Origin of the sequence: Kosakonia sp. CCTCC M2018092, from assembly GCF_003864115.1 — a bacterium.
Lineage (GTDB): Bacteria > Pseudomonadota > Gammaproteobacteria > Enterobacterales > Enterobacteriaceae > Kosakonia > Kosakonia cowanii.
Genome location: NZ_CP034225.1, coordinates 990700 through 1005056 on the forward strand (window position 1 = coordinate 990700; position 14357 = coordinate 1005056).

Sequence of the window (14357 nt, forward strand, 5' to 3'; positions counted from 1 at the left end):
CCGCAAGCACCAGGGAGGATAGCGTTGCGTCAGCAACGACCCGAAGGGCGAGGCGAAGCCGAGTCATCCTGCCGGATGCACCATTCTCTGCGAGATAACAGCAACTCTGTTTTCTTTCCCTCAACACCGCTTATCCTAAACTCTCTTCACACCTTCCTTACATACTTCCAAAATCATCATCCCCACAACTCCCCCACTTTCGACGAAATTCTGCCCAAAATCATATTCCCTGAAGCTAATCTCGCGCTGGATGCGACAAAAAGCCTTGTTTACGTTAAAGTAAATGCTAGTTATCCGGTTTGTGAGAACATGATGTACGCACGTTACGCTGGTTTGATTTTTGATATGGATGGCACCATCCTGGATACTGAACCAACCCACCGCAAAGCCTGGCATGAGGTGCTGGGGCGTTACGGCATGCATTTTGACGAACAGGCTATGGTCGCGCTGAACGGCTCGCCAACCTGGCGTATCGCCGAAGCCGTTATCAAAGAAAACCAGGCCGATCTTGATCCCCACTTACTCGCTCAAGAGAAAACCGCAGCCGTGAAAGCGATGCTGCTCGATTGCGTGCGCCCGTTACCGCTTATTGAGGTGGTCAAAGCGTGGCACGGGCGTCGCCCGATGTCGGTTGGCTCTGGGAGTGAAAGCGCTGTTGCTGAAGCGCTGCTGGCCCATCTTGGCCTGCGACACTATTTTGATGCGGTGATTGCCGCCGATCATGTTCAGCACCATAAGCCCGCACCGGATACCTTTTTACTCTGCGCCGAACGTATGGGCGTGGAGCCGTCGCAGTGCGTGGTATTTGAAGATGCCGATTTCGGCCTGCAGGCGGCGCGCGCGGCCGGTATGGACGCTGTGGATGTCCGCGTATTGTGAGCGATGCGCTGTCGCTCCTTTCACTGTTCGCCAGCAGTTTCCTCAGCGCCACGATCTTACCGGGCAACTCGGAGGTGGTGCTGGTCGCAATGCTGTTGGCGAAGGTCAGCCAGCCCTGGTGGCTTGTCGTAATAGCAACAATGGGTAATAGCCTTGGAGGGCTGACTAACGTTATTCTTGGGCGCTTCTTCCCGCAGCGTAAAGCATCGCGCTGGCAGGAGAGGGCGACCGGCTGGCTCAAGCGTTACGGCGCCGCGGCGCTGTTATTGAGCTGGATGCCTGTTATAGGCGATTTGCTGTGCATACTTGCGGGATGGCTACGCCTTTCGTGGGGGCCAGTGCTCTTTTTTTTATGCCTTGGCAAAGCGTTACGCTATGTGGCTCTCGCCCTCGTAACGCTTCAGGGTATGACGTGGTGGCACTAATTGGATTGCGTGAGTGACCTTTCATCGTCAACCATTACAATTATGCTTAATAAAACGATTATTACAGGCGGGAGGTCAATTTGATCCCGGACGTATCACAGGCGTTGTCCTGGCTGGAAAAACATCCTCAGGCGCTCAAAGGCATCCAGCGTGGTCTTGAGCGCGAAACCCTGCGCGTTAACGCGGATGGGTCTTTGGCGACAACCGGTCACGCGGCAGCGCTTGGCTCTGCATTAACTCATAAATGGATTACGACGGATTTTGCCGAAGCGCTGCTGGAGTTTATCACCCCGGTTGAGGGTGATATTGACCGCATGCTGACTATCATGCGCGACATCCATCGCTATACCGCCCGCCAGATCGGCGATGAGCGCCTCTGGCCGCTGAGCATGCCCTGCTATATCAAAGAGGGGCAGGAGATTGAGCTGGCGCAGTACGGCACCTCAAATATCGGCCGCCTGAAAACCCTCTACCGCGAAGGGCTGAAAAACCGCTATGGCGCGCTGATGCAAACCATCTCCGGCGTGCACTATAACTTCTCTCTGCCGATGGCGTTCTGGCAGGCGAAAAGCGGCAGCACCGATAAAGAAGCGGTCTCGGAGGGCTATTTCCGCCTGATCCGCAACTACTATCGCTTCGGCTGGGTCATCCCTTATCTTTTCGGTGCCTCACCGGCGATCTGCTCCTCTTTCCTGCAGGGCAAAGAGACCTCGCTGCCCTTCGAGAAGATGCACAACGGCATGCTCTATCTGCCTTATGCCACGTCGCTGCGCTTAAGCGATCTGGGCTATACCAATAAGTCGCAGAACAGCCTCAATATTACCTTCAACAACCTTCACGATTACGTGGTAGCGCTGAAACGCGCGATCAAAACGCCGTCGGAAGAGTACGCGAAGATCGGTTTGCAGAAAGAGGGCAAGTATCTGCAAATCAACACCAACATCCTGCAGATTGAAAATGAGCTTTACGCGCCGATTCGCCCGAAACGCGTAACCCGCAGCGGCGAAACGCCGTCGGATGCGCTGCTGCGCGGCGGCATTGAATATATCGAAGTGCGCTCGCTGGATATCAACCCGTTCACCGCGATTGGCGTTGATGAAGAGCAGGTGCGTTTCCTCGATCTCTTTATGGTCTGGTGTGTGCTGGCGGATGCGCCGGAGATGAGCAGCGATGAACTGCTCTGTACGCGCACTAACTGGAACCGGGTGATCCTTGAAGGCCGTAAGCCAGGCCTGACGCTCGGAATAGGCTGTGAAACCGCGCAATACCCGCTCGCCGATGTCGGACGCGATCTGTTTAACGACCTGAAACGGGTGGCGCAAACGCTGGATGGCGTGTACGGTGGCAATGAGTATGAAGCGGTATGCGATCGGCTGGTCGCCAGCTTTGACGATCCTGAGCTGACTTTCTCGGCGCGTATTCTGCGTTCGATGATTGATGAAGGCATGGGTGGCACAGGTAAAGCGCTGAGCGAGCAGTACCGTTCGCAGCTGCGTGAAGAGCCGCTGGAAATTCTGCATGAAGAGGATTTTATTGCTGAATGCCACGCTTCGCTGGCGCGCCAGGCGGAAATTGAAGCCGGGGATAAGGAATCGTTTGAAGCGCTGCTTGCGCGTCACGCGTAGTAGAAAAGAAAAAGGCCACATCGCTGTGGCCGAAATTTCATCTCTTGAAGAACAGGGATGATGATAACAAATGCGCGTCTTTCATATATTCAGACTCGCACGCCAACAAAGAGTTCAGTTTATTTTAAAAAAAATCACTATCGGAGGTGACTAAATGCCGTTACTGGATAGCTTCACTGTCGATCATACCCGTATGGAAGCGCCTGCAGTCCGTGTTGCTAAAACTATGAACACGCCGCACGGCGACGCCATCACCGTATTCGACCTGCGTTTTTGCATTCCTAATCAAGAAGTTATGCCGGAAAAAGGGATCCACACGCTGGAGCACCTCTTTGCTGGCTTTATGCGTAACCACCTCAACGGTGATGGCGTAGAAATTATCGATATTTCGCCGATGGGTTGCCGCACCGGTTTCTACATGAGCCTGATCGGTACGCCGGATGAGCAGCGTGTCGCTGATGCCTGGAAAGCGGCGATGGCTGACGTGCTGAAAGTGAAAGAGCAGAACCAGATCCCTGAGCTGAACGTTTACCAGTGCGGTACATACCAGATGCACTCGCTGGAAGAGGCGCAGGAGATCGCGCGTCACATTCTCGATCGCGATGTTCGCGTCAACAGCAATGATGACCTGGCTCTGCCGAAAGAGAAGTTGCAGGAACTGCATATTTAGTTCGCCATGCCGCTTTCTGGTTAACAGGAAGCGGCACTATTATTTGTCCGCATATTTATAAGAAAGTTTTTATACATTATATCTATTTAATTCTCTTAATTATCACCTGCACTTAATATATAAATAATATCCTTGCCGCCGCCGCGCCTTCTTATTGTTATTTCAATCTTGCCATGATAGTTTGCACCGCACGTCGCTATTAGGCGAACGTGTACCTTCTGTATTTATTTTCTGCATCTATTTCAGTGAAAAGAATGCCTGAATGACGAGGATATTATGCGGCGCTCACCCATCTCTTACTTATGTCTCTCTTTTTGTCTCTCACTCACATTAACCGGCTGTGTTAAATCAAAGGCACCCGCGCTGGTGCAGGACGCGCCGCAGAAGCAGGAGACGCAGCAGTGCTATGAACTGCTTACCGCCCTGCAGGGGCTCGACAAAACGGCATTTGAAACCTACAAACAGCAGTTCACCACCCTTAATCAAAGCTATGAAGTCTACAAAAAAAACCAGCCGATTATTGATAACAACTCGGCGGAAATAATGAAGACGGAAATTGATAACAAAATTGAAGTTGTTTGTTCGCGCGTACGCAGCGCGGTATTCGTTAACATGTCCCGGCGCGCAAATGCACTGAAACAGTTATGAGAAAATTATTATATTCGTCAGCTGTATTGCTATCAGCTATTTCATCCTCAGGGGTTCGTGCCGATCCGGCTGCATTACTTGAGCAGTTAAATAAAGAGAAGATTATCGCCGTTACTCCTCAATCGCCGTTTATTAACGATCGCTTTTCGGCGCAGCCGAGCGCGACGCCTGCACCACCCGTGGAGGTGCAAAGTAAGGCGAGTGAGAGTGCGGCCAAGCGTGAGGAAGTCGCGCGGCTGAAGCGTAAGCTTGCATTAGCGCAACGCCAGATCGCCGCGCTGAAGAAAAAGCAGCGGGCTACGACGATTGTGCTGCCCGCTAAGCAGGATGCGGTGGCAAAAGAGAGTGCGTCCTTAAGGCAGCAGTTGCAGACGCATATTCAGCAACTTGCCGAAACGAAGCAGAAGCTTGCCGATGAGAGCGACGCGCTCAAACATCTGCGTGATGAGAAAAGCCAGCTGGAAGTACAGCTCAAGACCAGCCAACAGCAACTGGCGCAGACGAACCAGAAGCACGCCGATGACACACAAGCGCTGCAGGCGTTTCGCACAGCAAACAGCGAACTTCAGCAGCAGGTGAAAACCCATCAGCAGCAGCTGGAAGCGCTGGAAAAGCAGGGCCAGCAGCACACCGCCGTTGCACCGGCGCAAAACGCTGAGCAGGTGAAGCAACTCACCCAGGCCAAAGAGGAGATGAGCGGCAAGCTTGATCTCGCCACAAAGCAGGTCAGCGACCAGGCCGCGCGTATCGCCACGCTGGAGGCGCAGCTTAAGCAGCGCACAGAGGAGAAAGCGCAGGCTGAGCAGAAGAGTGCTGCGCCGTTAGCGCCGCCAAAAGCGCAGAGCCACTATCTGCTGACAGAGAACAAATCCTCCGCCGCGAAGATGAACTACGCCTGGGGCGCCTGGTTTGCGGCGAAAGCGCAGCAGGAGAGCGTCACGCTGACCCACTCCGGGCAAAAATATCTGCCAGAGGCGTTTTTACAGGGCTTTCAGGATAAGTTCGCCGGCAGCCTGCAAATGAAGAGCGACGATATCGAAAACGTGCTGCAAAGCCTGAATAAAAAGATGGGCGATGCGCAGAAAAACGAGCTGGCGCAGAACAAGAAGCAGGCACAAAAGCTGCTGGCCGAGGCGGCAAAGCTGAAAGGCGCTGAGCGCACCGCCAATGGCATCATCTATCTGGTGGAGAAAAAAGGGCAGGGCGTTGCGCTGCTTTCCGGGGATGTGATCCGCTTTCGGGTTGATGAGAAACTGAGCTCCGGCAAGGTGCTGTCGCGCGGCGCGGTACACAGCGGGCGGATTAGCGAGTTGCCGCCGCTGATGCGCACAGGGATTGAAAAAGTGGTGGTCGGGGGGCGGATTCGAATCTATACCCCCGCCGAGCTGGCATATGGCGAACAGGGGATCCCGGGCATGGTGCCACCGGGTGTCGCGTCGATCATGACGCTTGAGATCCTCGGTATCGTGAAATAATAAAAACGCCTCCCTGCGGAGGCGTTTTTATTTGGCGTTAATGCGCGCCGCCGCTGCTGCCTGCACCAAACGGGGGTTTGGCAAACCAGACCAGGCCAAGCAGGATCAGGAACACCCCCGCCGAGACCCAGAAAATTTCGTTTGCCGAGATTATCAGCCCCTGGTTGGTGATCTGCTGGGCAATCCAGCCTGATGACTGCTGCTGCGACATCCCCATTCCCTGCAGCTGGTTATACATCTCCTGCGCGTTCGGGTTGTAGGGGTTAACGGACTCCGTCAGCTGCGCATGGTGCATCGATTCACGGTTAGTCCACAGTGTGGTGGTGATGGATGTCCCGATCGAGCCTGCAAGCGTTCGCGTAAAGTTCGACAAACTGGAGGCCGCGGCCAGGCGCTCCGGCGGCAACCCGGAGAGGGTAATCGTCGTCAGCGGCATAAAGAAGCAGGCCACGGCGAAGCCCTGAATAAACTGCGGCCACGCTGATGCGCCAAAATCCATTCCCGGCTCAAATGTATAAGCGCGCCAGTAGAAGCACACCGCATACATAATAAAGCTGAAGGTCACCAGCCGGCGCATATCCAGCTTATGCGCAAAGCGGCCAATAATCGGCGACAGCAGCACCGGGATCACCCCGACCGGCGCGGACGCCAGCCCAGCCCAGGTTGCGGTATAGCCATATACCTCCTGCAACAGCTGCGGCAGCAAGACAATCGCGCCGAAGTAGAGCATATAGGCAAGGCTGATACACAAGCAGCCGATGGTGAAGTTCCGCGACTTAAACAGCGAGAGATCGACAATCGGGTTATCGTCAGTAAGCTCCCACACCACGAGGAAGCTCAGGGAGATCACCGCGACAATCGTCAGCACAATAATCTCTGTCGAGTTGAACCAGTCCAGCTCTTTCCCCTGGTCGAGCATCACCTGCAGGCTACCGATACCCACCACCAGCAATGCCAGGCCTACGCCATCAATACGCCGCTGCTCGGTACGCGTCTCGCGCCCACGCAGGCTTTGCAGAGTCAGCAAGACCACCAGCGCGCCAATCGGCACGTTGATAAAGAAGATCCAGCCCCAGTGGTAGTTATCGCTGATATAGCCGCCGAGGATCGGCCCGCAAATCGGCGCGACAATCACCGTCATTGACCAGAGCGCCAGCGCGATAGAGCGCTTCGCCGGTGGGTAGTTACTCAGCAACAGGCTCTGCGACAGCGGGATCAGCGGCCCGGCAACAATCCCCTGGATAACGCGGAAAAAGATCAGCATCCCAAGGCTGTTGGAGACGCCGCACGCCCACGAAGCGATGGCAAACGCCACCGTTGACCAGAGAAAGAGCCGCACTTCGCCGAAGCGTTTCGCCAGCCAGCCGGTAATCGGAATTGAGATGGCGTTCGCCACCCCGAAGGAGGTGATCACCCAGGTCCCCTGGCTCAGCGAGGAGCCAAGGTTACCGGCGATCGTCGGGATAGCCACGTTGGCGATGGTGGAATCCAGCACCTGCATGAAGGTCGCGAGTGAAAGTGCAATGGTCATAATGACCAGTTGCGCGCCTTCCAGCGGTTTCTGTTGCATGGCACTCATATAAGATTACCCGGCGTTGGCTTTCACGATGTTATTGATAAGCGTGTTGACCGGCTCAAGATTGATCTCCCGCGCGTTACTCTCATACGCTGGCGTGGTGCGCGCCTGCTTCGCCAGCACAGCGCCATCGCGCGCGGAGGTATCGACTTTCACCGTCGTTGAAAGGCCGATACGCAGCGGGTGATCTGCCAGCTGTTGGGCATCAAGCTCAACACGCACCGGCAGTCGCTGAACCACTTTGATCCAGTTCCCGGTCGCGTTCTGCGCCGGCAGCAGGGAGAAGGCGCTGCCGGTACCCATATCGAGACCGACCACTTTGCCTTTGTACTCAACCTCATCGCCATAAAAATCGCTGATGATGGTCGCGGTCTGGCCAATACGCATATGCGCAAGCTGCGTCTCTTTAAAGTTGGCATCCACCCAGAGATTGGTCGCCGGAACCACGGCCATCAACGGAGTGGTGACAGAAATCTGCGCGCCAGGCTGCACCGCGCGGCGGGAGACATAGCCGGTAAGCGGGCTGACAATTTTCGTGCGTTGCAGCGCCAGCCAGCTATTACGGACTTCAGTAGCCGCCTGCTTCACCGCGGGCTGCTCTTCAAGGGGCGTGTCCAGCACGATCGCCTGGTTGGCGTTATATTGCTGAACCGCGACATCCAGTGCGGCCTGCGCGCTGGCTACCGCATCACGGGCGTGCTGCAACTCTTCGCGGCCAATCAGATTCGCGCTGCCAAGCGGCACGCGGCGGTTAAGATCGCTCTGCGCCTGGGCAAGGGCAGTCTTTTTCAGCTCAACGCTCGCCTGCAGTTGTTTGCTGTTGATGATCGACTGGCGGGTCTGGCGCACGCTGGTGGCCAGTTGGGTCTGCGCTTTTTCAAACGCCTGGCGAGCATCGGTTTCATCAAGCGTCACCAGCACATCGCCTTTCTGCACAAAATCGGTGTTGTCGGCCCAGACTTTCGTCACGCTGCCGGAGACCTGCGACATGATCTGTACCTGGTTCCCTGCCACATACGCATCGTCCGTCTCTTCAAAATGACGCAGGACTAAAAACCAATAAATTCCGTATGCCACGGCAATAACAACAAAGAGCAAGGTCAGTAACAGCAGCAATCCTTTACGTTTGCCGCGCTTTTTGACCGGTTGCTGCGGGGTCTGGCTCTCCGCATTTGCGCTCATGATTCTCTCCACGATCTTATTTTTAGTTATGTCGGCGTGTACCGACCTTTCGTCAGAAAGGCCAGCTTAGCTGGCCCTTCACATTGCTCATCCTGGAAACTAAAGCTGCTTATCGCGTTAGCGCAGCGCCTCGAGGACCACGTCCTCTTCATCCATCTGGTCGAGACGCGACAGAAGCTTACGGGTGATCTGCTCGAGCTGATCTTTCTCAGCGTTGGTCAGGGTTGACCAGAGTTGATGCAGGCAGTTGTGCTGCGGTGGCAGAACCTGACGCAGGAACTCGTGTCCTTTGTCGGTCAGTTGCAAATGCAGACAGCGGCGATCGTTGTCGCTTTCGCGGCGCTCAATCCAGCCGCGCTTCTCCAGCTCATCGGCGATACGGGTAGCGTTGGTGCGGGACGAGCCCAGCGCGCTGCTCAACTCCGACGGCTGAATGCTGTGATTTTCCTGCGACTCCAGGGTAATCAGCGCCATAAACAGTGTCTCGTTAATGCCCTGCGCTTTCAGCATCTTATTGCGGTTTTCCAGCAGCTTGCCCTGCATATGCATACAGAGGCGGGTCAATAAAATCTCCTGAAACGGGAAATCTTCATAGCGGCTGGCGCGAAACTTAAGCATTTGTTCGATGGGCGTAAACGAACTATCCATTTGGGTATAACCTCATTAATTGCAGTCGATATAGTAACGACGGTGACAAATAAAGTAAATGTATTATTTGTGCTAATAAATTTGCTCTATCTATGCATGTGGCAGAAATTTCCAGGCGACACCGGACAGCAGTGCGCTCACTAGCGTGAAGAAGACAGGGCGGTGACGATGCCAGAGGTGGCGACCGGCGAAGCGGGCGTATAAAACGAAGGAAAATGCCACGGCGGGGTGGCTAACAATAGAGGACAGGCGGTTTGTGATGCCTTCCGTGTGCGATGCCACCTTTTCAGGCCCGGCGGTGTAATTCAATGAACGATCCATATCCATAAAGTTTGTTATATATCACCCACGTTAATATAACCGGGATAAACAAGTCCTATAACCTTAGCAGAGTGAAGGACGTGTTAACACCCCGGTTTGGCACCGAATTGCCTAAACGTGAGCGGTTGCTTAGCTCTGCGCCTCCGTATGGCGATATCCTCGCCACCACACCAGCACGTTAAGCAAGGCGAGGATAGCGCCCGCAGCGCAGACGCCAGCCCACCCCGCATGCTGCCATGCCGTGGCCGAAATCAGCGACCCTGCGGCACCGCCGATAAAGTAGCTAGTCATATAGCCTGCGGTCAGGCGGTTACGCGCTTCCGGGTTAACGCGATAGATAATCGTCTGGTTAGTGATATGCACCGCCTGCACCGCGAGATCGAGCACGATGATGCCGATAACCAGCGCCACCACCGAGTTGTGACCCCACCAGGTGGCGAGCCACGACAGCAGCAGAAGCAGCAGACCGCCAGTGGTGGTGAGATTGCCTTTGCCGCGATCCGCAAGCCCGCCCGCCTGACGCGCGCCTAATGCACCGGCGGCGCCTACCAGGCCAAACAGGCCGATCATCGCATCAGAGAAGTGAAACGGCGGCGCGGCGAGCAGAAAGGCCATTGAAGTCCACAAGACGCTAAAGTTGGCAAAGCTCAGACAACCAAGCAGCGCGCGGGTGCGCAGCAGTTTATTACTGGCGAAAAGGGTGAAGACGGAGCCGAGCAGCTGCGGATAGTTAAGGTGCGTTTCCGACTTGAGCTTCGGCAGGCCGCGCCAGAGCGCCAGCGCCATCAGCACCATCAATACGCTGGCGACCCAGTAAACGGTGCGCCAGCCGCCGAGGCTTGCCAGCAGCCCGGCAACGGTGCGCGCAAGTAAAATCCCCAGCAGCAGGCCGCTCATAATCGTGCCGACCACTCGCCCACGGCTCTCGGGTGTCGCAAGCGTAGCGGCCAGCGGCACAAGCAGTTGCGCGACTACCGAGAAGAGGCCGGTAAGTGCGGTACCCAGAATCATCAGGCCGAGCGATGGGCTACTGGCGGTAATCAGCATCCCGCCCGCTGAGAGTAGCGTCATCACCACAATTAATGCGCGCCGCTCAAACATATCGCCAAGCGGCACTAGCAGCAGCAGCCCGGCGGCGTAGCCAAGCTGCGCGGCGGTGACGATAAACCCGGCCTGGCTTGCGGTGATCGAAAAGGCGTTAGCGATGGTATCCAGCAGCGGCTGCGGGTAGTAGTTGCTGGCAACGGCGAGTCCGGTTGCCACCGACATCAGCGCAATCAGCGCCGGGCTAAGTCCGTGGTGAGTTTTTGTCATAGGTATCAACTATCAATGAGGTTTTTTGTCAGAAATCCATGATAGACAATTGCCCGGCGGCGCGTGTTGTTATCTGTGCACCCTGAGTGGATAAACGAACGCGCCACCGAGCGATAACCCGATGGCGCGTGAGAAGATCAAAGAGTCAGTGCATTACTTCTGCGCGGCGAGCGCCTCTTTTACCCAGCCATCAAACTGCTGCTGATGGGCTTTGATCCAGCCATCCACGTGGCCCTGCACATCTGCTTCGGAGGCTTTACCGGCGTGCATCATCGCGTTCTGGGCGTTGATATCCGCCAGCGGCAGTTTCATCACTGCAAACAGCTTCGCCGCCGCCGGGTTTTTCTCCGCCCAGGCTTTATTGGCAACAATATGCATGGTGTTCACCGGGAAGCCGTAGTTCATGCCGTTCGGCAGTTTGGTATCGATATTTTTCTGCTCGCCCGGCAGGGAGGAGAACGGCACCTGCAACCAGACCACATCTTTACCTGGTTTCAGCACATCGCTCACCCAGTACGGCGTCCAGGTGTAGTAGAGGATCGGTTTCCCCTCTTTAAAGCGGGTGATGGTGTCCGCCATCATCGCCGAGTAGTTACCGTGGTTGACCGTAACGGTGTTCTCCAGGCCATAGGCTTTGTGCTGGTGGTTAATCACCGTTTCACATCCCCAGCCCGGCGAGCAGCCCATCATATCGGCTTTACCGTCCCCGTTGCCGTCGAACAGTTTGGCGATTTTCGGATCTTTTAACTGCTCGATATTGGTGATGTGATACTTATCGGCGGTTTTTTTGTCGATCAAATAACCCTGCGCTGCGCCGGTTACATAGGTGCCTTCACGGTAAAACTTTTTATCGCCCCCGGCGGCGGCATACATATCATCATGCAGCGGCTGCCAGTTTACGGCGGTAAACGTGACATCGCCTGCCGCCATTGAGGTGTAGCCAACGTTGTAATCCACCTCATCCGGTTTTTCGACCGTATAGCCGAGCTTTTCAAGGCCGCGGCTGACCAGCAGGGTCTGGAACGCCTCTTCGGCGATGGTGCTCTGAAACGGTTTAACGGTAATCCCTTTTCCCGGCAGGTCGGCGGCAAAAGCGCTGGTGGAGAGAAGGGTGGTAAACGCTGTGGCAAAAAGTACGCTATGTCGCATCGTTATTCCTTATTTTTCAGGTGTGATGTTGTTGCCCGGCCGGTGCGCCGGGCAGCAAAATTATTTGGCGAAGGGGCGGGTCAGCAGGCCGAGCGGGCCGGTCTGATACCAGCGGCGGTTACCGCGGCTGCGCGAGTCTCGACCCACGGCCTGAGTCAGGCGGTCAAGAATAATTGCGAGGATCACAATCCCGACGCCGCCGACGCTGGCAAGGCCCATATCAAGGCGACCAATACCGCGCAGCACCATCTGCCCCAGCCCGCCGACGGCGATCATCGAAGCGATCACTACCATCGACAGCGCCAGCATCAGGGTCTGGTTGATGCCCGCCATAATGGTTGGCATCGCCAGCGGGAGCTGAACTTTGAACAGCATCTGACGCGGGCTGGCACCAAAGGATCGCGAGGCTTCAATCAGATCCGCCGGCACCTGGTTAATGCCGAGGATCGTCAGGCGCACCACCGGCGGCAGAGCAAAGATAATCGTCACCACCACGCCCGGCACGTTACCGATGCCGAACAGCATCACAATCGGCACCAGGTAGACAAACGCCGGAGTGGTCTGCATCGCATCCAGCAGCGGGCGAACGATCTTCGCCGCCCGTGGGCTGCGCGCCAGCCAGATCCCCATCGGCAAGCCGATCACCACGCAGAACAGCAGCGCGGTGAGCACCAGAGCCAGCGTAATCATCGCCTGCGACCAGGCACCAATTGCGCCGATGGCAATCAGCGATACCAGCGTCGCAATGCCCATTCCGGCGCTGCTCATCTGCCAGGCAATCAGCGAGAAGAGAATAATCGCCACCGGCGACGGCATGCCGAGCAGCAATTGTTGAAAGCCGCTGAGAATGTAATCCACCGGCACACGAATGCCCTGGAAGAGCGGGCGGAAGTGGAGCACCACCCAGTCGATCGCCTGTGTCACCCAGCTATCGAGCGGGATTAGGGTTTTATGGAACGGATCCATAATGTTGAAGTGTTCCGGCGCGGGTGCCGGGGCGCTGTTAAGCCAGTCAGCGCTGCCGCTATCGGCGGGTGCTGGTGCACCACCGCCCCACGCATCTGCCGACTGCGCGGCGTTGTCCGTTGCCGGTGCGCTCTGCCACGGATTGTTTTGATCAGCCATTGTTTGCCCCCTCGCGATCTAAAGCCTGCAGCAGCATTCGTTTCGAAATGATGCCCACGTACTGTTGCTCTTCACCCACCACCGGCACCGCGCAGGGCGCCTGGCCGACGTGGGAGAGCAGTTCGCTGAGCGGCGTGTCTGCCTCCACCGCAAGCGGGGAGTCAATCAACGCCGCCTCGATTCCTTGCGCGGCGGCCAGCGCCGCTTTGAGGGAGTCGATGGAGACAATGCCGACAAACTTATTGCCGCGCTCAATGACATAGCCATATTCGCGGTCCTCATCCTGCAACACTTTCAGCGCCGAGCGCGGGCCGAAACCGGGCGTTTTACGGATCAGACCCACGGGAGTACGGCGCGCAATATCCTTCGCGCTGAACACCTGGCTAATATCGACGCCGCGGAAGAAGGTGCGCACATAATCATTGGCCGGATTATTTAAAATCTCATCCGGCGTGCCGACCTGCACCACTTCACCGTTTTGCATAATCGCAATCCGGTCGCCAATGCGCATCGCTTCATCAAGATCGTGGGAAATAAAGACAATGGTGCGCTGATGTTTCGCCTGCAGCTTTACCAGCTCATCCTGCATCTCGGTACGAATTAAGGGATCGAGCGCGGAGAAGGCCTCATCCATTAATAAGATATCGGGATTGATGGCTAATGCGCGGGCTAATCCAACGCGCTGCCGCATACCGCCGGAGAGTTCATCCGGATAGCCGTGGGCGTAATTTTCCAGCCCCACCTGGCGCAGTGCATCAAGCGCTTTTTCCTGGCGCTCCTGCGCGGGCGTGCCGGCTAATTCCATACCAAATGCGGTATTATCCAGCACCGTCATATGGGGCATTAGCGCGAATGACTGGAAGACCATCGCAATCTTTTTTCTGCGCACTTCGCGCAGTTCGGCATCGGATATTTTGGCAATATCGACGCCGTCTATCAGCACCTGCCCGCGGGTGGGTTCAATCAGGCGATTGAGAAGGCGTACCATAGTGGATTTACCCGAGCCGGATAACCCCATGATGACGAATATCTCGCCTTCTTCAATGGCCAGACTGGCGTCTTTCACGCCAAGCGACAGACCCGTTTTTTCCAGTATTTCTTCTTTCGAAAGTCCTTTTTCTATATATTTGAAAGCTCTCTGCGGATGCTCGCCAAATACTTTATAGAGATTCTTAACTTCTAATTTAATTGCCATGCAATAATAGAGTTCCTGTTATTTATTATTTCGATACGCTACCCAATGAATATATTTGACTGGTCATACCCTACCACACTCTCCATCTGAGACAACCCTTCTGTGCCGCGCTTTACAGAATTTCC

13 protein-coding genes are annotated in these 14357 nt (G+C 55.7%); 6 read left to right on the top strand and 7 right to left on the bottom strand.

Annotated elements, in window-relative coordinates:
- Positions 1–312: 312 nt before the first annotated feature.
- From yqaB to EH164_RS04670, 6 genes are all read left to right on the top strand, one after another.
- Positions 313–879, top strand: a complete 567-nt coding sequence (yqaB, locus tag EH164_RS04645; protein WP_124971264.1) for a fructose-1-phosphate/6-phosphogluconate phosphatase — start codon at positions 313–315, stop codon at positions 877–879.
- Positions 876–1304 carry a YqaA family protein gene (locus EH164_RS04650; RefSeq protein ID WP_023480519.1) on the top strand — a complete coding sequence of 143 codons (429 nt, stop codon included), beginning with the start codon at positions 876–878 and terminating at the stop codon, positions 1302–1304. The genes yqaB and EH164_RS04650 overlap by 4 nt, the downstream gene beginning before the upstream one ends.
- Before the next feature lie 80 nt (positions 1305–1384).
- Entirely contained in the window at positions 1385–2929 is a 1545-nt protein-coding gene (gene gshA / locus EH164_RS04655; RefSeq protein WP_023480558.1) for a glutamate--cysteine ligase, read from the top strand.
- Between the two features lie 154 nt (positions 2930–3083).
- Entirely contained in the window at positions 3084–3599 is a 516-nt protein-coding gene (gene luxS, locus EH164_RS04660; RefSeq protein WP_023480587.1) for an S-ribosylhomocysteine lyase, read from the top strand.
- 276 nt (positions 3600–3875) lie between these two features.
- Positions 3876–4247 carry a hypothetical protein gene (locus tag EH164_RS04665; RefSeq protein ID WP_023480542.1) on the top strand — a complete coding sequence of 124 codons (372 nt, stop codon included), beginning with the start codon at positions 3876–3878 and terminating at the stop codon, positions 4245–4247.
- Positions 4244–5722 carry an FKBP-type peptidyl-prolyl cis-trans isomerase N-terminal domain-containing protein gene (locus EH164_RS04670; RefSeq protein WP_124967456.1) on the top strand — a complete coding sequence of 493 codons (1479 nt, stop codon included), beginning with the start codon at positions 4244–4246 and terminating at the stop codon, positions 5720–5722. The genes EH164_RS04665 and EH164_RS04670 overlap by 4 nt, the downstream gene beginning before the upstream one ends.
- Before the next feature lie 37 nt (positions 5723–5759).
- On the opposite strand, the gene emrB is transcribed toward EH164_RS04670, so the two are convergent.
- From emrB to proV, 7 genes are all read right to left on the bottom strand, one after another.
- On the bottom strand, positions 5760–7292 hold the full coding sequence (gene emrB / locus EH164_RS04675; protein ID WP_023480531.1) for a multidrug efflux MFS transporter permease subunit EmrB: 1533 nt from the start codon (positions 7290–7292) through the stop codon (positions 5760–5762).
- 15 nt (positions 7293–7307) lie between these two features.
- Positions 7308–8480, bottom strand: coding sequence for a multidrug efflux MFS transporter periplasmic adaptor subunit EmrA (gene emrA / locus EH164_RS04680; RefSeq protein WP_124967457.1), 1173 nt, complete (start codon positions 8478–8480; stop codon positions 7308–7310).
- Between the two features lie 117 nt (positions 8481–8597).
- Positions 8598–9128 (bottom strand): transcriptional repressor MprA, encoded by a 531-nt coding sequence (gene mprA / locus EH164_RS04685; RefSeq protein WP_023480518.1) that lies wholly within the window; start codon positions 9126–9128, stop codon positions 8598–8600.
- Positions 9129–9578: 450 nt separating this feature from the next.
- Positions 9579–10763, bottom strand: a complete 1185-nt coding sequence (locus EH164_RS04690; protein ID WP_124967458.1) for an MFS transporter — start codon at positions 10761–10763, stop codon at positions 9579–9581.
- Between the two features lie 153 nt (positions 10764–10916).
- Positions 10917–11912: a glycine betaine/L-proline ABC transporter substrate-binding protein ProX gene (gene proX, locus EH164_RS04695; RefSeq protein ID WP_042712559.1), complete on the bottom strand. Its 996-nt coding sequence runs from the start codon at positions 11910–11912 to the stop codon at positions 10917–10919.
- Between the two features lie 60 nt (positions 11913–11972).
- Complete coding sequence (proW, locus tag EH164_RS04700) at positions 11973–13037, bottom strand: glycine betaine/L-proline ABC transporter permease ProW (RefSeq protein ID WP_124967459.1); 1065 nt, start codon at positions 13035–13037, stop codon at positions 11973–11975.
- Positions 13030–14232, bottom strand: coding sequence for a glycine betaine/L-proline ABC transporter ATP-binding protein ProV (proV, locus tag EH164_RS04705; protein ID WP_124967460.1), 1203 nt, complete (start codon positions 14230–14232; stop codon positions 13030–13032). The genes proW and proV overlap by 8 nt, the downstream gene beginning before the upstream one ends.
- Between the last annotated feature and the right edge of the window lie 125 nt (positions 14233–14357).

Excerpts from the sequence above, each read along its gene's own strand:
- luxS (WP_023480587.1), top strand. The coding sequence starts at position 3,084 with ATGCCGTTACTGGATAGCTTCACTGTCGATCATACCCGTATGGAAGCG.
- EH164_RS04690 (WP_124967458.1), bottom strand. The coding sequence starts at position 10,763 with ATGACAAAAACTCACCACGGACTTAGCCCGGCGCTGATTGCGCTGATG.
- mprA (WP_023480518.1), bottom strand. The coding sequence starts at position 9,128 with ATGGATAGTTCGTTTACGCCCATCGAACAAATGCTTAAGTTTCGCGCC.
- emrA (WP_124967457.1), bottom strand. The coding sequence starts at position 8,480 with ATGAGCGCAAATGCGGAGAGCCAGACCCCGCAGCAACCGGTCAAAAAG.
- EH164_RS04665 (WP_023480542.1), top strand. The coding sequence starts at position 3,876 with ATGCGGCGCTCACCCATCTCTTACTTATGTCTCTCTTTTTGTCTCTCA.
- proV (WP_124967460.1), bottom strand. The coding sequence starts at position 14,232 with ATGGCAATTAAATTAGAAGTTAAGAATCTCTATAAAGTATTTGGCGAG.
- EH164_RS04670 (WP_124967456.1), top strand. The coding sequence starts at position 4,244 with ATGAGAAAATTATTATATTCGTCAGCTGTATTGCTATCAGCTATTTCA.
- emrB (WP_023480531.1), bottom strand. The coding sequence starts at position 7,292 with ATGCAACAGAAACCGCTGGAAGGCGCGCAACTGGTCATTATGACCATT.
- proW (WP_124967459.1), bottom strand. The coding sequence starts at position 13,037 with ATGGCTGATCAAAACAATCCGTGGCAGAGCGCACCGGCAACGGACAAC.
- proX (WP_042712559.1), bottom strand. The coding sequence starts at position 11,912 with ATGCGACATAGCGTACTTTTTGCCACAGCGTTTACCACCCTTCTCTCC.
- yqaB (WP_124971264.1), top strand. The coding sequence starts at position 313 with ATGTACGCACGTTACGCTGGTTTGATTTTTGATATGGATGGCACCATC.